The sequence below is a fragment of the Cronobacter sp. EKM101R genome (assembly GCF_963888145.1).
In the GTDB taxonomy this organism is placed as follows: Bacteria; Pseudomonadota; Gammaproteobacteria; order Enterobacterales; family Enterobacteriaceae; genus Cronobacter; species Cronobacter turicensis.
In genome coordinates this window covers 54,697-76,154 of record NZ_CAWPHW010000009.1, presented here as the reverse complement: position 1 = coordinate 76,154, position 21,458 = coordinate 54,697, and the positions used below count along the sequence as shown (strand labels likewise).

The following is a 21,458-nucleotide window of genomic DNA, read 5'->3' as shown; positions in this document are numbered from 1 at the left end:
TTAAATTTTTTCTGGAGGTTATTTGTGAACAAGGTTTTTTCATTGAAGTATAGCTTCATTTCTGGAGGGCTCATTGCGGTTTCGGAATTATCCCGCAGATGTTTCAAAAAATCTGCTCCTCGGCGTAAATTAATTTCAGGCCTGCTTTTAGCCACACTCTATCCAGGTGTTATTCTGGCTGGGACAGTAAACAGTGAGTTAGATTATCAGTTATTCCGTGACTTTGCTGAAAATAAAGGTCAGTTTGTAGCCGGTGCGACAAACCTTACTATCACTGATAAGAACGGGAACGTTACTGGCCTACTGGATAAGGCTCCCATGCCTGATTTCAGCTCTGTGTCATCTAACGGTGTAGCCACACTGATTAATCCACAATATGTTGCCAGTGTAAAACATAATGGGGGCTATCAGGGTGTAATTTTTGGTAACAGCACGAGTAATCCCGACAATGACCACTTTAATTATAAGATTGTCGACAGAAATAATCATACCCGACTTGATTTTCACGCCCCCAGGCTGAACAAGATTGTTACAGAAACAGCTCCTTCTGCTCTCACTGAGCAAGGCCAGGTCGCGGGTGCCTACAAAGATACCGAAAGGTATCCAGTTTTTTATCGCCTTGGCACAGGAACTCAATATGTTAAGGATAAATCCGGCAAACTGGTTCGCGTCGGGGGGGCATATTCTTATCTTACAGGCGGGACAGTTCCCAATCCTAGCTCTTACCAAAATGGCGAGATGATTTCCGCTGCTTCGGGCATGGTTTTTGATTACGCGAGCAATGGTGCCCTGCCAATTTATGGTGAGTCTGGTGATAGTGGTTCCCCTCTTTTTGGATGGGATACGACACTTCAAAAGTGGGTACTAGTGGGTGTTCTTACTGCTGGTAATGGGGCTGGCGGCAGAGCTAATAACTGGGCCGTGATGCCCCTCGAATTCATTAAAACTACTTTTGATGAAGACCGTGATCCAACTGTCACTTATGACTCAGCTAATGCCGGGGTCCTTGACTGGGTTTTTGATTCGACTACAGGTATTGGGAACCTGACTCAAGGCATAACGAAATATGATATGCATGGCCAGAAAGGAACAGATCTTAATGCTGGCAAAAATCTCGAATTTTCTGGTCAAGATGGAAAAATCAATCTTGTTGATGATGTCCATCAGGGGGCCGGTTCGTTGACTTTTAAAAACGACTTTACAGTAGCTTCCGAGTCAGGAAAAATCTGGACCGGTGCCGGTGTGATTGTTGATAAAGATGCCACTGTAAAATGGCAGATAAATGGACAGCATAACGATGCTCTTCATAAAATCGGGGAAGGAACGCTTTATGTAAATGGCAGTGGTACAAACCCGGGTGATTTACGTGTTGGTGACGGTACGGTTATCCTTGCCCAGCAAGCTGACCAAAATGGTAACAAACAGGCTTTCAATAAATTAACTATCACCAGTGGCAGACCTACTGTTGTTCTGAAAGATGCTGAACAGGTTAACCCTGATAATATCTATTTTGGATATCGCGGGGGGCGTCTTGATCTTAATGGTAACCACTTAAGCTTTAGCCGTATAAAAAATGCAGATTCCGGTGCCAATATAGTCAATAACAATAAGGAAATTGCGTCCCTTCTCACAATCAATGGGAAAGGAATGGATGACAAAAATAATTTCCAGACATTCCTTGGCATACTGGGTGAGACTGATAGCAAGAGACACAACGGTGTTTTAAATGTGAGCTACGCACCTGTCACTGGGTCTGGTGTTCTTAATCTCAGCGGCGGCTCAAACCTGAATGGCGACATCAATGTTCAGAATGGCGGAACACTGTTGCTTTCAGGAAACCCCGTACAGCACGCTGGCAATGTATTTATTGAAGGAGACTGGAACAAAACGCAATTCAACCTAAACAATATCAATGTTGCATCTGGTTCTTCACTTCATGTAAGTGAATATGCAGAGCTAAACGGTAATATCAATGTGGGAGATGGTGCTTTTGTCAACCTCGGCTACGCCGAAGGAGTTACTCAGCGTTGTAAGTTAGATAATAATACGGGGAAAACCTCTTGCTTTCATATGACGCCTGAGAACGTCGTCGATTCTAAAGCTTCACGTGTCATTGCAACTGGTGACGTGACGCTTAACGGCGGCTCTTTAATGCATGTAGGTAATGCATCATTAACCGGGGGGATCTCTGGATCACCTGATTCTCAACTCATTATGTCTTCTGACGCGATGATAAACCTTGACAAGAATTCATCGGTCGGAAAGCTAGTAAGTGAAGGTGGTAAGGTGTCCATGTTTTCTTCTGAATGGTCCCCTAAGAAATTTACGATCGAAGAAAGTTACACCAGTAACCTCGCATTGAATATGGGGGTTAACATAAAAGATAACGTCGGGGACAAGGTAGAAATACTTAATCTTGCTCAAGGAGTTAATAATAGCCTAGATTTGTCTAATTTATATGGTCAGTCAGGAGAGTTGGCCTACGATCTTACGATAGCCTCCGCTCCGTCCGGTACTTCTCACGATTTTTTTTCTTTTGCCAGTTTTGATCGTGGATTTACTGTTTATACCCCCAATACTCAGGTGACTGAGCAAGACGGGAAGGTGTTGTGGCAGTTGAAAGGTAAAAAACCGGCACCGCCGGAGACTGAAAAACCGGTACCGCCCGAGACCGAAACACCAGGAGCGACACAGCCCGGGAATGGCCTTTTTGATGGGAAAGACAACAAAAAGCTCCTTAAAGATGCTCGTAATATGTTTGCTTCACGGCAATACCTTATCAGCAATAGCTCTGACCGGTGGGAGATGATAATTGATGATGCAACAAGGAACGATAATGTCTGGGCGATGAATACCTTCCGTACTGGAGGATATGATGGCTTTACAGCAAAGCAACATGGCTTAGACCTGGGTATCCATAAGGCACAGGACTCAGATTATTTCTGGGGTGCCGGCATTGGTTTCCATAAAGGGGATACCAGCAATTCACTATTCCGAGATGATTACAAGATGTTCAGTGGCAATCTTTATCTTGGTAAAGATTTCGAATCTGGCCTTTTTGTTAATGCAGCTGTTGGCTATAAACATCTGTCAGAAAACTTTAAAGTTAAGGGTGAGTTAAATGATCTCTCCGGAAAAGTTAATACTAATTTAGTTACTGCTGGAGCCAGGGTTGGGTATCGTATGCACTCTGATGAGCTTCAAGCCTCTGTTTCACCATCAGTCTCAGTCAACAGTTCCTGGATGGAAGGCGGTAAGATACACGCCAAAGAACGTCAGGTTGATTTACATTCAGGATGGGCTGCATCTGTAAAGGCAGGAGTTCTGGCAGATAAGTCATTTGAAAACAGTAAGGTTACCGGAGGCATTTACCGAAACTTTTCTGTCAAAGATATGCCCGGAGTAACGCTTAGTGACTCATGGAAATCAAGAAGCTATGAAGCTAAAAAAGATGATCATTTTACAGCTACTATCGGTGTTGAAGGTAAAATCACTGAAAAGATGAACGCTAATTTAAAAGTTTCCAGTCATTTTGGTGGTGACTTCAAAACCGATACTGTTGGAATTCTTGGTTTGAAATATGAGTTCTGATGGTTAAAGATTTCTTCCTATACAATTTTACTGGAGGATTTTCATGCTACAATGGCTGGCTTTCCTGTTAATGTTAGGGCTATGGTTTTGTGTGTATTTCATGGCGGATTTGCTTAACAAACCATAGTCAACACCAATAATCCCAGTTGGAATTTACCAACTGGGATTAATTTCAAAAAAACTATCTTTTATATTTTTTAATCGAAACGTCTCTTTATCCTAACTTTCTTCTTTCCTTCTAATTCTATTCATTTGAGCTCATGGTTCCTTTCTTTTCCCTCATATTATAAGCCCTGTAACATCTCCCGATTTTTTTCAGATGATGAGTAAATCAATAATGCATATGCCTGGCATATGCATTTTGTGCATTGTGTTGTATAATCTGCTTGTTCGGGCAGACCGCTCGGGCACTGAAAAAGGAGAGAATATGCGTACTGTGTCTGTGTTTAAAAATGGGCAGAACCGGGCTATCCGGCTGCCGCGGGATATGGATTTTGAGGGCGTCAGCGAGCTGGAAATCATCAGGGAAGGCGACAGTATCATCCTGCGTCCCGTCCGCCCGACGTGGGGCTCCTTCGCGCAGCTCGGCAAAGCAGATCCGGACTTTATGGCGGAGCGCGCCGACGTGGTCAGCGACGAAGGACGGTTTGACCTGTGAAAAAGACCTATATGCTCGATACCAATATCTGTTCATTCATCATGCGTGAACAGCCCGAAGTGGTACTGAAGCAGCTGGAGCAGACGGTACTGCGGGGACACCGGATTGTCGTCTCGGCCATTACCTATGCCGAAATGCGGTTCGGTTCCATCGGCAAAAAAGCCTCCCCGCGTCACGCGGTGCTGGTTGAGGCATTCTGCGCGCGGCTTGATGCCGTTCTGGCGTGGGACCGGGCCGCGGTGGATGCGACAACGGAAATCAAGGCGGCGCTGACCACGGCCGGCACTCCGATAGGTCTGAATGATACGGCGATTGCCGGGCATGCCATTGCAGCCGGTGCCGTACTGGTTACTAACAATGTGCGTGAATTTGAACGTGTTCCGGGTCTGATGCTGGAAGACTGGACGAAATAACCCGAGCTGCCGCTGAGGGCAGCCGGTAAAAGAAAAGGACAGGTTGATATGGGCGTAAAACTCACGGAGACGCGGATTAACTCGCTGCTCTCCACCCTCAATGATCTTATCTGTGAGGATGGTCTGCTGACGCGGGAACAGCGCGAAAACATGGTCATGACCGTGGCCACGATCGGAGGTCTTAACGAGCGGATACGTCAGGCTGCGGCAGAAAAAGAAGCACGCAAACAGGCGAAGGCCGAAAAACCGCCCAAAAAGCCGCGCGAACCCGACCTGGTGTTTCCGCGTAGCGGAAAGCCCTGGGCCAGTGAAGATCTCGATTTGATACACGGTATCATCGATGGCATCCCTGATGAAGAGATCGATAACCAGGTGTTGTGGCTGTCAGAGAAGCAGGGCCGCACCCCTTACGCCATCGCACTGAAAATTGTGAGTGAAGGTCGTCAGGATGAAGAGTGGGCAAAGCGCTGGCAGCCTGCCGCGAAAGAAATCCGCGAAAAACATGCACAGCAGCTTGAAAAAGTACAAATGTATCAGGAGAGCTGATGCGTGTGCTGCGCGACGTCTAGCACATTGGAATATGACATGGCCATACATCTCATCACGACGTGCAGCAGCAGTAAAGCAGCCGCCCCGGGAAGCAGGGTGTTTCCTTATCACAATACCGATCTCAGCGGCGCAATGGCAACCTGGCGAGCTCTGCTGAACAGTGAAAGCAGCGACGCTAAACTTACAACCGCAGCACTCTACCGCGGTACACACTGGAAACGGGCTTTGACTGCAATGTCATGCTGGCCGGAAACCCAGTTGTGGGTAATATCCGCAGGTCTGGGGCTACGGCATGCCTCCGATCCTGCCTTGCCGTATGAAGCGACATTTCACGCGATGACGCATGCGCCAGAGGCCGTATGGAAAAGCCTGACGACGCAGCCACCGCTTCCCGGGCGCAGCGCCTCGATAGCGGAGCTGATGAGCAAATATCCGGGAGACTGCTTTGTTATTGCAGGCTCGCCGGTTTATATCAGTGCGGCTGAGAAAGACATCGTTACGGGTCTTAACGCGCTGGATTCTGCTCAGGCTCAGCTGACAGTGGTGACCTCGCAGAGGTATTCAGGAGCGCTGCTGCCGTATGTGGCTGCGAGCAACGCTGGCATGCTGTCCCGGTTGAACGCAAACATGACAACACTCAATATTAGTTTTGCGTTAAATATTATTAAACATATTGTTGATGCCAGAACTCAGCCACAAAATTAAGTCGATTACAGAAATTAGCCTCAGAGGAAAGGCCGACACAAAATGAAATGTAAACTAATTTCCCAGCAAGATAAATAGTCAGTTTTTAATCGGCTCATCCCGGATTTTTATATTTCCGGGCGTCAATTTTAAAAAAAGAGCAAGCAGACTTAGATGATGCTTTTATGCCGGTATTAAGTATAAAGGAAATAATCCTCCTGCCGATAATAAGCTAAGCTCTTATTCATTTTTCAATCAGCTTCAGATTATGAACGACTTTCATCTTTTCAGTATTTATCTTTCGCAGAAAAACAAAATTCAGGCTATGCTGGTCCTTCGCGATAAATCAGAATTTGCGGCCAGAAAAATAATTGAAAAGGCACGTATACGTGTGCCGGCATGCACCGGAAGGATATTCTGGAACTGGGTGCAGAGTTATATTTATGCTGCCAGTCGCAGTGAGCAGGAGAATACGTTTGAAGGTACTGTCAACCATTCACGAAATGCCTTTCAGAACACTGAAGCGAATGACTGTGCTGAATCCCGGAGCGGTGGATCTTGTGAAACTCCTGGCGATGCTGACCATGCTCCTCGATCACTTCAACACGCTGTTTCTGAGCCCGCTGCGGCCGGAACTGTATGCGCTCGGCAGAGCGGCCTTCCCGCTGTTCAGTCTGATCTGGGCCATCAACGTCAACCGGAAGCCGGAACGTCTGCAGTTTCAGGCAAACCGGTTATGGCTGTGGGCAGTAGTAACCCAGCCGGTATTCATGCTGGCATTTCGCCAACACGATCCGTGGTATGCGCTGAATATTCTCTTCGTATTTGCCGGCACCACACAACTCCTTGCCTGGCACCGGCAGTCCGGAACCTGTGGCGTCGCCGCAGGTACAGCTCTGCTGGCGGTACTTGCCTGGCCATTGTCGCCGGCAAGCTATGGTCTGCAGGGCGAAATTCTGACGGTGGGGCTGGCTGTAATCGCCGGCAGCGCATCAGCGCAGGATAGTGCTGCCATGCAGCCACTCAATGGAAATAATTCAGTTGGTTTCATCAGGACGTCGGATTCTGGATTTGTTTGATATCAATGTGGCCAGAGGCCAGCCTGTGGTCAGGTATGCTGCTGCGTTAAGCGATCCATCCAGACGGCGGAATACAATGTTTGCGTGTATTTTTTTAGTTCTGCTGTTTTTGGCTGTTTTGTCAGTTACATACGTGCAGCTTTTCGGACTTTTGTTTGAAAACAGCTGGCAAAATAACGTAAATGATGTGATGGCTGGGGAAGTATTAAAAAATATTTTGCAGATGCTGCTGTTTGCCGCAGCCATTTACGTATTTATCCTGCAGGCAGTAATCCTCTGGCGTTGTGATAAAAGGCTGTCGAAGATCCAGATGCTGATTGCCGCGAGCTTTCCCCTCCCTGAAGCAGACCGCGGACAGGAATCGATGAAACCAGAGGCTGACAGCCTGTAAGCTCATTGCAGCGGCCTCTCCAGCCAGGATGAACAGCAGCCGGACGGACGCGTTCTGCGTCATGCAACTGCAAGTATCTTCTGTATGGCCTGTGGCTGCTTCAGGCTGGCGTTACAACCAGCAGAAGAGTACTGCAGGGAAATTACCACGCGAACAAAACCGGCTGACGCGATTGAGGGAACATCACGGGCCTCAAAGGCTGCGAGTAAGGTATGTGGAACCCACAAATTCCCGTTGGGTATCAAGCTGCTTACGCTTGTCGGTTTCCCTCCGTTCACACTCAAAATGCACACGACCCGTTAAATTGGCACATTTGTGGGACGTGCCATTCCTGTGGTTGGCTGGCTCATTCTGGCAAAAGACGTGTCAGAGATTATGTTCAACACCGTCACGGTATATAACTCGATAGCTCAAGGGGATGACAAGTTATGGTAGATCGCACAGAACAACTCATTTACGAGCTCATAAAGCCCTGGTGCGGCCGGAACTGGCTGACACGCAGAACGCCTGAGCTTACCGGTGAAACCTCTCTCAACATGACACTGAATTTGGACCCGGAAGACGCGGCCGAGTTACTGGTGATGCTGTTTAAAGAATTCGGTCTCAATCCTGATGATGTTGATCTCAATGTTTACTACCCTCGCCGGCGTGGAGAAGAAATCCCGTTAACCATCGATATGCTGATCTATTCAGTCAGGTCTGGAAAGTGGCTCTATAAGTGACCGCCACATTCAGGAACGCGGGCAGTGCGCAACGCGATCCTGGAATGTGCAGCAGGCTCATGCCGATGAAATAAGGCTGAAGAGGGCACTGTCCTTACTTCGGGCGGGGCACGGCGAAGCCGGCAACATAAAGAGCTGTGGCTTTCACCAATAGTATACTATTGCGTAACGAAGATTCGTGACGTATAGTTACTGCAAATTATTTGTTTATAGCTACCGTCAGGTTCTAAATTATGTCTCCCGCACAAGCTAAACAAAAGCAGCATGAACGCTACAATGCCTTAGCAGTGCAGGTCGCGCATGGTCGTGCCGGGTACAAGCCTGCCGTGAAAAGTTGTTTCAGCAAGTCAGCGAGCAATAAATTTGCCCACGCTATCGTCTTTGCCTGATTCTTAACTTTGAGGCACAATAAACCATCCTTCGCTGATGGTTTTTTTTATGCCTGTTCAAGACGTTATTCCCTCCTATGAGCAGATGTATCTGCTAAATCAGCAGCTGATCTGTAATGCTGACCAGTTCAAATATGCCGTAATCACAGTCGGCGGCCAGGCCGTGCAATACTGGATATCTTATTATCATGCACAATACGGAGACAGGTTGCCTGACGAACGCCTAGTCACTTCTGCGGACTGCGACTATAGCGCCCGGAAAGATGACATTGCGATCATAGCTAAAACACTCAACGTTAAAACGTGGCAGAACAAAGACTTCCAGCCGCCTTCCCTGGCGAAGTTCATGCTTATCGATCAGGACACGCACGATATTAAGCAGGATGGTGGGCGTATATTTGCCAACCCGAATGCACCAGACGAAGCAAATACGGTGGATATTATCGACCGGCCTGGAGGCTTTGAGCGTTCTGATTTTCTGGGGGATAAACTTTACCTTCATACTACCCCGTTTTATGTGGAGGCAACCGGCCTCGGTATGCCGGAAATGAGCGAAAAAGTCAGGGTATTGAATCCTATTGCCTGTATGCGCTCCCGTTTCAGTAACCTCATTAATTTGCGACGTGACTCTGAAATTGAGATCGCCCGAATCAACGCGCTTAAAATTCCGTGTTATTTCTTTCTTATAGAACAGTTTGATGTGGAACCGTTCAGGATTGCTCGGGCAATGTTTATGGAACTCTGGCGGTTGGCGGTCAATGAGAATTGTCTTCGTCAGCAGGCATTCTGGCACACTTGGCAGGGGCCCTTATTGGAGAGGCAGCAAAGTAACAACATAACGCTGTTAGACGTACTGGAACGAGTGCATCAATATCTTAAAGAGCATCATGATGACTTTGATATCCCGAAAGACTTTCTCACCAAAGATCTGCCACTGAAGCTTGCGAAGTTGCGTGACCGATTTAAGCGCTATATTGAGCTCAACAATGAACAGGCGGTAAGAGGACGCAGGGGATATGAACGTAATCGCAGTGATGATTAGCTGTAGTGAATCGCCATTGCCTTACTAGTCACCTTATAGGTTAACCGCCTACTCCCTTCTTAGCTCATTGTGAACAATATCGATGGGAAATTTTTCAGACTAGTGAGCAGTGCGCAACGAGAAATCATGCCCGAAGGGCATAAAAGGCGGCTCACAGACCTTCCATATGGCGCTGCCTTCAAACCGCCGGGTCCTGCTTACTTCCATATGCCACAAGCCCCCGTCCTGCTAAGCCAGAACCCCCTTAAAACCACGTAAACGCCTCCCTGCGCCTTCGGAGTGGGACGGACGTAGTCCGGCCGTATCTCCGGCTTGTCGGGCCCTTCAGGGGCCGCTTAGCGGCGTAGTTACAACATTCATTAAAGCAGCTCCTGTTCCGGGCCTCCGGCCCGGGCGGGCGCGGCTTTTTAGTGGGTGGATGCGGGCTCTCTGCGTTCAGGTACGGCACGAGGGCTTCAGCGTGGCCGGACGTGACACTTTGGCTTCAGAACGGCGATGGCGTTGCCGGGGCATAAACTATTTCAATGTTTTGTGTGTTGTAACTAAACCTGCTGCTCTGCACCGGTCCAGTGCCCGGAGCGCAGGGAGCTATTTCAGGGTTTTCCCTGTTATCCTCGGGATAAGTGGGCTGAAATAAGGGTTCTCTTATGAATAAAGTCAGGGGTGCCCCCCCTGAATGAATTGCGCCTAACTGACGCTGGTTGCAGCTAAACCCTTTTTCCTGTTTGCGAATAAGCGTGGATAACATCATCTGCACTGCAGCCGGCGAGATAATTCCGCCGGAACGGGTAACGCCGGCCATAACGTTCGGGTGTTTTTTGTGCAGTGAAAGTGTACGGACGTGGGGAAACCTCCGCAGCAAAGCGGAGAATCAAAAAACGGGGGGCAGGGGAGAGGTGGCGCCGCGGCCGGCGCGTCCAGATTCACCAGTTCGAGCTGATAGAGCTGCTGCCAGACCATCTTTTCAAACTGCTGTGATAAAACCATGCCGGCACGCTCCCCGAGGCTGCGGTAGAGGCGCTCTGCCACCTGGCGCTTGCGCTCATCGAACGACAGCTGCTCCAGACGACGTCGCTGTTTGCCTGCCAGCGCACGCGTGCGGCGACTCAGGACAGTCCGGTTGCGGCAGCTTTCATACCAGCGGCGGCGGGCAGCCTTCAGGCTCAGGGTTTCGCCTGGTTGCAGCATACCGTCGCGCTTCCTGTTCAGCACGAAGCCTGTCCATGTTAATGCCGGTCACCGAAGCAGCAAATAATCTGCAGCAGGAGCTTTGGATAACGCATCACGACGTATGAAGCTATGCGGCAGGCCATCTGCCCGTATGCGGAGCGTGTTGCGGAGAAGTTGAGGGAAGAACGGCAGTATTGCCGACATATCGCATGTGTTTGTGAAAACGTCACCGTTCGCTGCCGGGGGAACGTGTTACAGCAACGTGGCCAGTGAAAAACTGCTTACCCCTACCCGGGACACCCGCAATGTAATAACGGCAGCGGTGAAGGCGCTGGTGCGCATATGGATAGATGTCCATCGATACGCAAAGGCCGGAATCATGCTCAATGAATTTACTCCCACCGGCGTGGCTCAACTGAATCTTTTTGACGAACATCAACCTCGTCTGGGCAGTGACCAACTGATGAAGGTTCTGGATGGGCTCAATAATTCTGGTCTCGGCAAAGTCTTTTTTGCCGGGCGAGGTATCGCTCCTAAGTGGCAAATGAAACGCGATATGCTATCTCCTGCTTACACAACGCGCTGGAATGAAACTCCCATTGCTATAGTCAGATAGGTTTCAGACTTTGAATAAGCCGCTGGCGCTTGCCGCAGACAAGTGACCGGGCGTAGCCCGCGAACGGTCGAGGAAGCGCAAGAGAGTCAGTTGTTGCATATACGGCAGACGCTCCACCCTTGCAGATAACTCATGTACTTATCCACTGTGTATTTTTAAAAGATCTTTTTAAAGGTGTTTTTAGAACTGTCTTTTTAGACGGCACGTCAGCCCAGTACTAACTCGGGCTACAGGCAGGTCTGCGTGACAAATTGCCCTCATGAGACGTGCTCTATCACAGATTTATTCAAGGTTGTTGGCTATCTCAAGTTAAGTGTGACAATCTTAAAATCTGTCACAGATCTAACATAGCGACCATGACGGAAATTGCGCTGATCAACCAAAAAAACGCAAGAATACCCCCCGCATTGTACAGTCAAACGAGCTGACTGAGGCTGCGTACAGTCTTTCACGCGACCAAAAGAGAATGCTCTATCTTTTTGTAAATCAAATACGTACTTCTGGCGGGGCCAGCAAGGATATCAGACAGGAGTTAAAAGGCCTTGCAGGTAAGGAAGTGGTGTTTTACCGGCCTGAAGAGGATTCTGGTGACGAGAAAGGCTATGAGTCTTTTCCCTGGTTCATCAAGCGCGCGCACAGCCCATCAAGAGACATTTACAGCGTGCATATCACCCCTTACCTTATCCCGTTTTTCATTGGTCTCCAGAATCGCTTTACGCATTTCCGTCTGAGCGAAACGAAGGAAATCACGAATCCTTAATGCCATGCGCCTTTACGAATCGCTCTGCCAGTACAGAAAAGCTGACGGTTCTGGCGTGGTTTCGCTGCGAGTGGACCGGTGGAGCGTTACCAGCTTCCACAGAGCTACCAGCGTATGCCGGATTTTCGTCATCGTTTCCTTCAGGCTAGTGTGGATGAAATCAACAGCCGCCCCCCATGCGTCTTTCATATATTGAAAAAAAGAAATGTCGTCAAACTACGCATAGTATATTTACTTTCAGCGACATAGCTAATAGTTGCGTAATTTGTCACTCTTCCTTTTGTCCTCTTCTGAAAATCTGCAGGGTAAATTGTCACATTATTGGGGGTTATGTCTTTCAGGAGGACACTTCGCCATCTCCTTTACTCTCATTAACACCTTGTAAATTACTTCTCTCAGGGCAATTTGTCACACATTCTTGTGCTGTGATAGACGAGCTTGAGGGTAATTTGTCACGTTTCTGTCCTCTTTCTCTTCACTGAGGGCAAATTGTCATGTTTATCTCTATCCCTTCCTTACCTACTGCAAGATGTTATGATGGCGACATAACATCTTATTAAGATTATAAAATAACAAGATAGCTTGATGTTAACCTATTAGGTTGTTAATTTGTTAGTTATCATCTTCTTATCTTAAGTCCTTACTGTACGGATGGAGCTTAAAATGATTATTGTTCTAGGTAGCCAGAAAGGTGGCGTTGGCAAAAGTACGTTAGCGGTTTCTATCGCTTCGTACCTTATGAGCTTGGGTAAGAGCGTTATCATTGTTGACGCAGATGATCAGCGTTCAGTTTTGACCTGGTACAACAGCCGTCCTGAGTCTCTACCGCATATCCCGGTTACCGGAGCTACTGGTAATATCAAAGCTATGCTTAAAGAACACGCCAAAACTTATGACTTCGTGATAGCTGATTGCGCTGGTCGTGATAGTTCTGAAATGCGTAGTGGTCTTATGGCTGCTGATGTTTTTATATCGCCCTTACGTCCATCGCAAATGGATCTCGATGTAGTTCCCCATACTTGTAAAGTTTTCTCAGCAGCGAAAGATTTCAATGAGTCTGTCCGGGGCTACCTTGTTCTTAACATGACGCCAACTAACATGTTTGTAAATGAAGCAAATCAGGCTGCTGAAGTACTGGCCGAATTCCCTGAAATTTTTCTGGCTACCACCCGCGTTTGTGACCGAAAGGCACATCGAGACGCCTGGGCAGAGTCTATGACGATTTTTGAAACGGGCAACGAGAAGGCTAAAGAAGAAATTGAGAATCTCGTTGAAGAGGTGATCCTGTGAGAAACCGAGCTAATACCCCCGCCCGTGATGAAAATGCCTTTATCAATGCGGGCACTGCTACTGCTTCTGGCGCCCCGTCTAAAGAAATAAAGAAAACCTCCAAGGCTAAACCGGTCAGCATATCTCTGTCTGAAGAAAACTTAGCTTTGATTGACAGCTACATCGCCAGTGAAGCATCGAAGGGGAGTGTACGTGTTAACCGCTCCGACGTAGTGCGCGCTGCGATAATGGGCCTTGAACAGTTATCTTCTGAGGAGATTTCATCACTCATCAGTCAAGCCAAGCTGCAGTGATATTCGCTATCTTATTAAGATGACAGCATGATAAGATTGCAAGATGTGATATTGTTAAGATATTAAGTGATTATCTTATTAAAAACCTGCTTCCTAGTGTGCTTGGAAATGAGCTGATAATGCAACTGGTTCACAAATATACCCGTCGCCTGAAAAGGAAACTTACCGACAGTGAAGCTGAGGCGGTAGAGAATGTTTTTGGATTCGGTGTAAGGCTAAGCACATCAGAAGAGATTCATCGGATAACGCTTCAGGTCTTTTGGGAAGCCACCTAAAAACGAAAGGGTGCTCCCACCGAAGGAGGTAGGTGGGGAATTTCGATGAGGCGCCAGCGTCAAAGATTCGTCAGCCGCGCTGGTGCTGAATGTACTTATTCACGACTTCCAAAGGCGATCCACCGCACGAGCCGACAAAATAGCTGCGTGATCATTGCACGGGCTTACTGTACGCCGCCCGCAAGTCCAGAAACTCATTCCGTAACCGACGACTGGTGACGGCTTTCAGGCTGTTGACAAAAGTGCGCGTGTTGCGGCCACACAGCGAAGGAAAATCGTCAATCGCAGGCAGTATTTGTCTGTGTGGCGCGTGGTTATGAAGCGAACTCCGACATAAACGGCGCTCGTAATATTCTCGCGGCAGGACATGCCGTGTTGTCCGGGATGAATCCTGGACGCGCCCGTAAGGCGGCATAAGCCGTTAAGAGTGGAACTGGGCAATGCGGCAACGTGTTGCTACCTGAAAAGGAATCCCCCTCCTGATTCGCGAAGTGAGAAGGTGGGGGAGGATGTCAATAATAATACCTTTCCTGCCAGCCCCTAGAACTCTCTGCGACACTCGCGAAAAATATCGCTGTCCTGATGGTAAACGCCGGAGCTGATATCCCATAGCCCCAGAACAGATGAGAAAAGGTTATCGTGGGAATAGGTCTTGCTTACTGCATTCTGCTGCAGGCATTCGGTGTTGATATTTTTATCGGCAATAAAGCCCGGGGACATCCAGACCTGCATCGGAATATGCGTCTGCTGATTCGGAGCAAGTTTGTAGGGGGTGCCGTGTAGATACAGCCCGTGCTCTCCCAGAGATTCGCCGTGATCGGAAACATACAGCAGTACGGTGTTGTACTCTGCACTGTATTGTTTTAGCTTTTCAATCATCTGCGCTATCACATAGTCGGTGTACCGAATAGTGTTGTCGTAGGTATTAATAAGCTGTTCCTGCGTACAGTTTTCAATATCGCTGCGCGCGCATTCTGGCATGAAATGACGATGCTCTGTCGGATAACGCAGGTGGTAGGTAGGTCCATGGCTGCCAATCATATGGAAAGCGATTAGCTTGTCACCTTCCATATTGGCAATTTCTGTATCGAGGTTATTCAGCAATACACCATCATAGCAGGTTTTTCCATCGCACAGAGTGTTATTATCTGCGGGGGTTATTTCGACAGTCGGAATACGGCTGCATACGCCTTTACATCCACCATCGTTTTCTTTCCACAACAACGAGACTCCCGTTTTTTGCACAATATCGAGGACGTTTTCACTATTGGCGGCTTTTTTACTATCGAACTCCGAGCGGTTCATATCCGAGAACATACATGGCACGGATACTGCGGTGGCTGTACCACAAGAACCTATATTCCTAAATGAAATCACACCGCCAGTTTTGCTGGTAAAGGGGTTAGTATCGCGCGGGTAGCCATTCATCGAGAAATTCTGGCTCCGTGCCGTTTCACCAATAACCAGGAACATCAGCGTAGGTTTACTATCCCGGGTGACGCGCTTCGCATCATCCCCCAGAGTTCGGAAAGGCATTTTCGTCGTAAAATAAGTATCCTTCACATAGTGGAAAGTGCTGTAAGCATAGTTTGTCGGGATAATCTCTTTATTCAGTGTCTGGTTATTGCGCCCAATAGAGGCATAATCTTGATAATAAAGGGCCGCAACACCTGCAATCAGGACCAGCGAAGCGAACATTGATAGCAAACGATGGGCAAGACCTTTGTACCATTTGTCTGCATATTCAATTTTTATCGAAAATAATAGGATAGCTGGAATAATACCCATAAAGACCAGCCATAGAAGCAATGGTATATTCAAGTAGGAATACGCTTCTTGGGGGGTTGTTTCCATAATATTTTCGATCATGGACTGATCAAAAATCACTTTGTACTTCAGTGTAGCGTAACTTACTATCGAACCGGAAATAAGTAACAGGGCGAAGAAGGGTTTCAGCAGGTAGCGAATTGAGAATGGCGTAAAGACGAAGTTAAGCGTCGCCACTAACACAAACGGAATCGAGATAATAACACCTGTCTTAACGTGTTCGAGCCGAGTCACAATATCGTAGAGATGCAGTAGCACTGGCCAATTAAGTAAGAACGCAAAAACGAATGCTAGCAGAATAATCAGAGGGACGACTTTCATCCTTAATAGTACGAGCACAACAAAATCTCCATTAATAAAGCATTATTGGGAAAGGAGAACGGAATCAGACGGGCAGAACCTGTTTGCCATTGTTCTGCCGTTCTTTCCGGCATAACGTCCAGCAGGAACATTGCGTAACTGCGCCAGGTATGATGGGCCGGTTTTGAAATCCGCTTACGCAGGGCAAAACAGGCACCGCTTTATTGGCATAAAGGGCCCCGCTGGCAGCCCCGGACACCCGCTCACACATTCGGGTCCAAGTTTCTGGCTCCAGAACATGATAAAGCCACAGTCCCTTACGCTATTCAGGGCCAAAAGGCTCACAGACACGCATGTTGCGTAACGGCACACCGGCACGGTACATCAGGTCATACAGAGGATTGTAGATAGAGCGGGTTCTGGCATTATATATCCAGATATCACGGGCTTTCCAGTCATACAACGGATACATGGTATAGTAAAACCCTTCAGGTGATGCCGTTGTCCAGGGTTTATTATCGGCATATCTCCGTTTGCGTTGGGATACCAATCCCATAAATCGGTTGAGGGATTCATCCACACAGACTCCGGTCAGTATCGCCACACCACACCTGTTACCGACAAACCAAGAAGAAAAAGCAGGGACAAACTCTTCAAAGGTCATGGCATAGCGGTAAAAGGGGAAATATGCCATATCCGTAATGGCCTCATCCGGTGGTTGGCGAACCCATTCCACACCAGGCTCCCAGCAAATCCACTCAGGCTGAAACTGAGAAACACCGTTCACCGTAGTCAGGGGAAGCGCCACCCAGTAAAAGGTATCTGTCACATCCCGGTACATCTCCCGCATCTCTGAATGTGCTCAATAGTGCACTGGTACTCTGTTTCTGCCGTTTTGAGATTTCAGCCATATCAATGCCTGTCTTTTCTCAAAATAAGACTCCCAGTTTTCTTTGTAAAAAGAACAACAGCACCATTATGAGTGCCCTATTGGATAAAAAAATGAAAATATTATTCATTCTTCTTGCATGTGGTGACACTTAATATATAAATATAACCTCCAAGAAAAATAAAAGAGGAGTTGTTAATGAAAAGCACCAAAAATATTTGTTGGATTATTGGAGTGTCAGCAATGTTGACAAGTGCCATGTCTTTTGCAGGTGGCGCGCCATGGGAGCCCAGTGTGGTCCCCGCTCAATGTGTGCATGTTGTGAAAAGTAGTGAAAAAACACTTACATTTTCATGGGGCAACAACTCAAAATGCAATGAAGCAATTAATAACGGATATGCCCGAGGAGTTCATGTTGGTGTAGGGGTAAAATTTGGTGATGGAACGAAAGCTGGGGCCGAGGGTGATGTTTATCCTCAGAAAGGATTTTCTAAATCCTTTGAGAAGCCTATAGCCACTATTTATAATGGTATTGATACAACATCTGACGATCGTTGGATAAAGTAAAGTCATGAGGTGTTATAGCCCAGGCATGGTGTTTTGTTGGAAGGATAACATTTGTTTTCTTTATATATAAAAGAAGCTGGGCTGAATATAAAAGAAAACAAAAGTATTTTTACTTTTGTTTTCTTTCTGCTTGTAAGTTTCACAGGGATTACAGTGACTGATTCTTTGATTTTTAGTGTTTCTCGGCAGGCAGAAAGTGAATTAAAAATAAATGGTGATAATGTCATATCCATAAAGTTAAACATCCCTGTCAATAAAGAGAAAATTTACCGTTTGTTATATGCTGAAGAACGGAGTGTTTTTTTTGAAAAGAGTTTGTTTGTAAATATTGGGGAATCTCCATTTTCTGAGCAAACAGGAATGATAGTTGGTCTGGATAGAGGGATGTTCGGCATGCCCCAGTTTAACATAAAAAATCTATCCGGGGATGAGATAATACTAAACCAGTCAATTTTAAACACTTTCAGTAAACCTGTCGATTATATCTTTATCAACGGTATTCCATTTAAAATTACAGGCGTGTTGACTAACAAAAAAACTGATTTCCTTGACAGCCTGGGATTAACTGAACATTCGTCAAGAAAAAATTATATCGTTCCCTTGGATACAGTAATAAGGTTTTCTTTGGATAGTTCAGTTGATTATGTATATGTAGTATTTAATGCTCCAGTGTCACATGATGATATATCCAGTATAGATGCCTTATTAAAGCAAAATGGTGTCAAGGATTATTCTATAATGTCTTATCTGGATGCAGAGGAAACGGTAGAAAGAGTTATTAACAGGTTTTCTACCCTTGTGAATATAATATATATACTTCTCACTTTTTCATCTATAGTAGTGATTATAGTGTTAAGTCAAAGGCTTTTCCGACTAAGGTGTACTGAATTTGCATTAAAAATAATACACGGCGTAAATAAACGCGCCATGTTATATATTATAGTGCTCGAGTCGATGCTTACAGTATATATAAGCACAATAATATCATTTATATTCAGTTCGGCATTTTTATTTGGTTTATCTGTTATTCTCCATGTTGATTTACATATTAGGTTTTTTGCTCTTCTTTTATCTTTGACCTGTTTATCATTTGTTTGCATCATAACTAATGTGGTTTTAGGAAGGGGTTTTTTTAGCAAAAGACCTATTGATTTAATCAAAGGCAGAATGTTATGAAGCGCTTTATAGTTGTAGTTGTTTATATTTTGTTTTTTTTTATAATCCCTGCTCACGCTGTGCCTCCGGCGTGTACATTAGATAACTATTTCATGAAAACAGAAGGGTATAAAAACCACATGTTGCAGAAGATGGATAGCAGCATAAACAGGGAGCGAAACTATACATCCTTATATCCTAATTTATATCTAAGTTCTGGGCAATATGCAAATAACAATACTTCTTTTACCAGCATTGATAACAGTTTTGTAACATTCGGGCTATCTATGCCACTTTATAGTGGTGGCTTATACAGCAAGCAAATAAAAATGAATGATGCTCAAGATGCGCTGAGCTTTAACTCATTGAAAGAGTATAAGATGAACTATCTTTTATCTTTGTTTTCGGATGTGTCAAATTATAATTACCTCATAGATCAACTTGTTTTATCTGAAAAGAAATTAAAAAACCAAAAGCGCGATATAAAAATTGCGTCACATAACGAAAGGTTGGGGTATATTTCAAGATTTGAGTTTGATATAAGAACACAGAGGAAAAGTGAGATAGAAAATGAAATTTTAAATATTAAAAATAGCATTGAAGAAAAACAAAAATATATATATTACAAGTATAAAATACCAAAGGAAAACATCAAAGATATATCTTACCTTGACATATTAAATTGTAACCATAACGGATTGCTGGAAATATTAAAAGAAAAAGTATCAACTGAAAAAGATATATTATCCGTCGAGCATGAAATTAATTTATCCACGCTTAAGCCATCAGTTTACGCGGGAGTGAATATAACCCCAAAAAATAGAGGGACTTTATCAGATGTAAGGTTTAACAAGGCAAACTATTCGCTATCCATAAGTGTTGACGTGCCGTTAAATATATTTTTTAGCAAATCCATTTATGATAAGGAATATCATTTATCTTTGAAAAAAAAACAATTGCGTTATGATGATGAGTTTGAGTATTATTTAAATCAAAAAGAATCTAGCGAAAGGAAGCTGACTTCTCTTCAAAATGAGTTGAATTTCCTAAAAAAAAATATCGCCCTGAAAAGGGAAAAGGTGAAATTCACATATGACAGATTAAAAAAGAATCAAGATACTATTATTGAATATTACAGACAACAAGAGGATTTATATTTATCCGAAATTTTAATGAAGAAAGCGGAGAGAGAAATTGAGATTTATAAAATCTACATTAATTTTATTAAGTAGTGTTTTGACTGTTCTTCATATTGATGATGGGCATGCTAACATCAAATATTATGGTATATTAAAGGGCGGGGATATCATTGAATTCAAAAGCCCAGTGTCAGGGGTTGTTTCGTTAGTTGGTAACAAGGAGGGGGATATAAAAACAAAAGGAACCGTTTTTGATCTGGAAAGTATTGAGAACAATGCAAAAATAGACTTACTTAACCTGAAAATAAAAAAAACACGAGCACTGCTTTTACAAAAAAAGAATGAGTATAATGAAGCATACCAATCCTATAAACTGGGATACATATCAAAAAATGAACTAGATTTAAGAGCAAACCAATTAAATGATGCGGAGATTGAGCTTAAGCAACTGCATATAGAGTTATCATCAATTATAAAATTAAAAAAATTGAGTAATCCATATGTAAATGATAAGTTCATAATAAGAAATTTATATGTTAATGATGGGCAATATGTAAACACAAATGAACCTATTCTAAAAATAGAAAAGATTGATAAATATCATGTAAATATAAAAGTTGACCCTCTAGTTTTAGGGGATATAAAAAATCATGATATAAGAGCCAAGTCTCTTGTCTCAGGAGAAATTTTTAAGGCGCGGCTTTTGAAAGTTAATAGCGACGATAGTGGTAATAGCGCGACAGGAATGAAAATAATAACACTTCTGATTGAACCTCAAGATGTCATTATAAATGACAATTTATTGGATACGGCATTCGAGATTATTATAAATGATTAAATTACACATTAATGGAAAAGTATTTAAAGAGAGAATAATATTGAATAATACTTACGTAACTATCAATAAGGGGGATTTTTTAGTTATTTCAGGTCCTTCTGGTATCGGTAAAAGTACTTTATTAAATATAGTAGGTCTTTTAGATCTTAATTTTGAAGGGGTCTATACTTTTTGTGGTAAGGATATTAATAGCTATAATGATATCTTATTGTTGAGGCGTGAATATTTTGGCTATGTTTTTCAAGACGCATTAATCAATGACAAGCAAAGTATAATAAGAAATATAATGAGTGCCATTGATTATTCCAATCATAGTAAGTTAACTCAATCTGATATGTCCGCCATATTGAATGCGGTGGGCCTATATGATATAACAAAACCTGTTAATGTCTTGTCTGGTGGAGAGCGGCAACGCTTAGCTCTAGCTAGAGCATTATTGAAAAAACCCCGGATATTATTGGCTGATGAACCTACGGCCAGCCTTGATAATGAAAACAAAAAGAACATAATGCGTATTTTGTGTGAATTCAATAATGACGGAGGGATTGTTGTTATGGTAACCCATGATCTGGATTTAATTGATGGCAGAATGAAATTGTTAAATTTAGATAATAGCAGATAATGTAATTTTAATGATATGTTTATTAGTTTGCTTTTTTTTTATATGCATATTGTATTTAAAAACAATTGCTTAATAAAAAAACTGTTATTCCCTTTTCTTTTTTCCTTCCTGTTTTACAGCTATCTGCTATTTGAATATTCATTTTCCACTTCATTCTTTGAAAAAGATATACTTCTTATATTTATCTTTTTGCTGTGCT

General features: G+C 44.6%; 17 protein-coding genes and 7 pseudogenes. 20 read left to right on the top strand and 4 right to left on the bottom strand.

Translation table 11 applies throughout. The features are described 5' to 3' along the window. Positions 1-24: 24 nt before the first annotated feature. The 10 genes and pseudogenes from AACV31_RS08170 (at position 25) to AACV31_RS08125 (ending at position 9,518) form a co-directional block, all read left to right on the top strand. The gene (locus tag AACV31_RS08170) at positions 25-3,591 is read left to right on the top strand and encodes a S6 family peptidase (protein ID WP_165156841.1); all 3,567 of its coding nucleotides are present in this window, start codon (positions 25-27) and stop codon (positions 3,589-3,591) included. Positions 3,592-4,018: 427 nt separating this feature from the next. Continuing rightward, positions 4,019-4,249: a type II toxin-antitoxin system VapB family antitoxin gene (gene vapB / locus AACV31_RS08165; RefSeq protein ID WP_165156843.1), complete on the top strand. Its 231-nt coding sequence runs from the start codon at positions 4,019-4,021 to the stop codon at positions 4,247-4,249. Further along, on the top strand, positions 4,246-4,662 hold the full coding sequence (locus AACV31_RS08160; RefSeq protein WP_165156845.1) for a type II toxin-antitoxin system VapC family toxin: 417 nt from the start codon (positions 4,246-4,248) through the stop codon (positions 4,660-4,662). The genes vapB and AACV31_RS08160 overlap by 4 nt, the downstream gene beginning before the upstream one ends. Positions 4,663-4,710: 48 nt before the next feature. Further along, positions 4,711-5,208: a hypothetical protein gene (locus tag AACV31_RS08155; protein WP_165156847.1), complete on the top strand. Its 498-nt coding sequence runs from the start codon at positions 4,711-4,713 to the stop codon at positions 5,206-5,208. A 99-nt stretch (positions 5,209-5,307) separates the two neighbouring features. Next, on the top strand, positions 5,308-5,916 hold the full coding sequence (locus tag AACV31_RS08150; protein WP_255491407.1) for a tgtA5 cluster protein 2: 609 nt from the start codon (positions 5,308-5,310) through the stop codon (positions 5,914-5,916). Positions 5,917-6,338: 422 nt separating this feature from the next. Next, positions 6,339-6,812 (top strand): annotated as a pseudogene (locus tag AACV31_RS08145) (TraX family protein); the annotation flags it as partial. A gap of 82 nt (positions 6,813-6,894) precedes the next feature. Further along, positions 6,895-6,978 (top strand): annotated as a pseudogene (locus tag AACV31_RS08140) (hypothetical protein); the annotation flags it as partial. Beyond that, positions 6,967-7,365, top strand: coding sequence for a hypothetical protein (locus AACV31_RS08135; protein WP_255491408.1), 399 nt, complete (start codon positions 6,967-6,969; stop codon positions 7,363-7,365). The pseudogene AACV31_RS08140 and the gene AACV31_RS08135, both read left to right, overlap by 12 nt. A gap of 428 nt (positions 7,366-7,793) precedes the next feature. After that, complete coding sequence (locus AACV31_RS08130; RefSeq protein ID WP_165156849.1) at positions 7,794-8,087, top strand: DUF1493 family protein; 294 nt, start codon at positions 7,794-7,796, stop codon at positions 8,085-8,087. Between the two features lie 438 nt (positions 8,088-8,525). Beyond that, positions 8,526-9,518 carry a hypothetical protein gene (locus AACV31_RS08125; protein ID WP_165156851.1) on the top strand — a complete coding sequence of 331 codons (993 nt, stop codon included), beginning with the start codon at positions 8,526-8,528 and terminating at the stop codon, positions 9,516-9,518. Positions 9,519-10,265: 747 nt separating this feature from the next. Here AACV31_RS08125 and AACV31_RS08120 read toward each other — a convergent pair. Then, positions 10,266-10,706 (bottom strand): hypothetical protein, encoded by a 441-nt coding sequence (locus AACV31_RS08120; RefSeq protein ID WP_255491409.1) that lies wholly within the window; start codon positions 10,704-10,706, stop codon positions 10,266-10,268. A 51-nt stretch (positions 10,707-10,757) separates the two neighbouring features. Here AACV31_RS08120 and AACV31_RS08115 point away from each other — a divergent pair. The 4 genes and pseudogenes from AACV31_RS08115 to AACV31_RS08100 all read left to right on the top strand — a co-directional run. Next, positions 10,758-11,304 (top strand): annotated as a pseudogene (locus AACV31_RS08115) (DinB/UmuC family translesion DNA polymerase); the annotation flags it as partial. 356 nt (positions 11,305-11,660) lie between these two features. Next, positions 11,661-12,318, top strand: a pseudogene (locus tag AACV31_RS08110) (RepB family plasmid replication initiator protein); the annotation flags it as partial. A 409-nt stretch (positions 12,319-12,727) separates the two neighbouring features. Beyond that, positions 12,728-13,354, top strand: a complete 627-nt coding sequence (locus tag AACV31_RS08105) for a ParA family plasmid-partitioning AAA ATPase (RefSeq protein WP_165156853.1) — start codon at positions 12,728-12,730, stop codon at positions 13,352-13,354. After that, positions 13,351-13,647, top strand: a complete 297-nt coding sequence (locus tag AACV31_RS08100) for a hypothetical protein (protein ID WP_165156855.1) — start codon at positions 13,351-13,353, stop codon at positions 13,645-13,647. The genes AACV31_RS08105 and AACV31_RS08100 overlap by 4 nt, the downstream gene beginning before the upstream one ends. Before the next feature lie 345 nt (positions 13,648-13,992). Here the strand turns inward: AACV31_RS08100 and AACV31_RS08095 are convergent. Beyond that, positions 13,993-14,160, bottom strand: a pseudogene (locus tag AACV31_RS08095) (transposase); the annotation flags it as partial. On the opposite strand from AACV31_RS08095, the pseudogene AACV31_RS08090 reads away from it, so the two are divergent. Further along, positions 14,160-14,339 (top strand): annotated as a pseudogene (locus AACV31_RS08090) (zinc ribbon domain-containing protein); the annotation flags it as partial. The pseudogenes AACV31_RS08095 and AACV31_RS08090 sit on opposite strands and share 1 nt — an antisense overlap. Positions 14,340-14,462: 123 nt before the next feature. On the opposite strand, the gene AACV31_RS08085 reads toward AACV31_RS08090, so the two are convergent. Continuing rightward, entirely contained in the window at positions 14,463-16,088 is a 1,626-nt protein-coding gene (locus tag AACV31_RS08085) for a phosphoethanolamine transferase (RefSeq protein ID WP_165156877.1), read from the bottom strand. A gap of 65 nt (positions 16,089-16,153) precedes the next feature. Further along, a pseudogene (locus tag AACV31_RS08080) lies at positions 16,154-16,937 on the bottom strand (DUF3440 domain-containing protein); the annotation flags it as partial. A gap of 199 nt (positions 16,938-17,136) precedes the next feature. On the opposite strand from AACV31_RS08080, the gene AACV31_RS08075 reads away from it, so the two are divergent. The 5 genes from AACV31_RS08075 to AACV31_RS08055 are packed head-to-tail and all read left to right on the top strand — an operon-like array spanning position 17,137 to position 21,259. Further along, positions 17,137-17,505, top strand: a complete 369-nt coding sequence (locus tag AACV31_RS08075; RefSeq protein WP_165156879.1) for a hypothetical protein — start codon at positions 17,137-17,139, stop codon at positions 17,503-17,505. A gap of 51 nt (positions 17,506-17,556) precedes the next feature. After that, positions 17,557-18,681, top strand: coding sequence for a permease (locus tag AACV31_RS08070; protein ID WP_165156881.1), 1,125 nt, complete (start codon positions 17,557-17,559; stop codon positions 18,679-18,681). Next, the gene (locus AACV31_RS08065) at positions 18,678-19,892 is read left to right on the top strand and encodes a TolC family protein (RefSeq protein ID WP_165156883.1); all 1,215 of its coding nucleotides are present in this window, start codon (positions 18,678-18,680) and stop codon (positions 19,890-19,892) included. Before AACV31_RS08070 ends, AACV31_RS08065 begins: the two co-directional genes overlap by 4 nt. After that, positions 19,855-20,637 carry a hypothetical protein gene (locus AACV31_RS08060; RefSeq protein ID WP_165156885.1) on the top strand — a complete coding sequence of 261 codons (783 nt, stop codon included), beginning with the start codon at positions 19,855-19,857 and terminating at the stop codon, positions 20,635-20,637. Before AACV31_RS08065 ends, AACV31_RS08060 begins: the two co-directional genes overlap by 38 nt. Next, the gene (locus AACV31_RS08055; RefSeq protein WP_165156887.1) at positions 20,630-21,259 is read left to right on the top strand and encodes an ABC transporter ATP-binding protein; all 630 of its coding nucleotides are present in this window, start codon (positions 20,630-20,632) and stop codon (positions 21,257-21,259) included. Before AACV31_RS08060 ends, AACV31_RS08055 begins: the two co-directional genes overlap by 8 nt. The last annotated feature ends 199 nt before the right edge of the window (positions 21,260-21,458 follow it).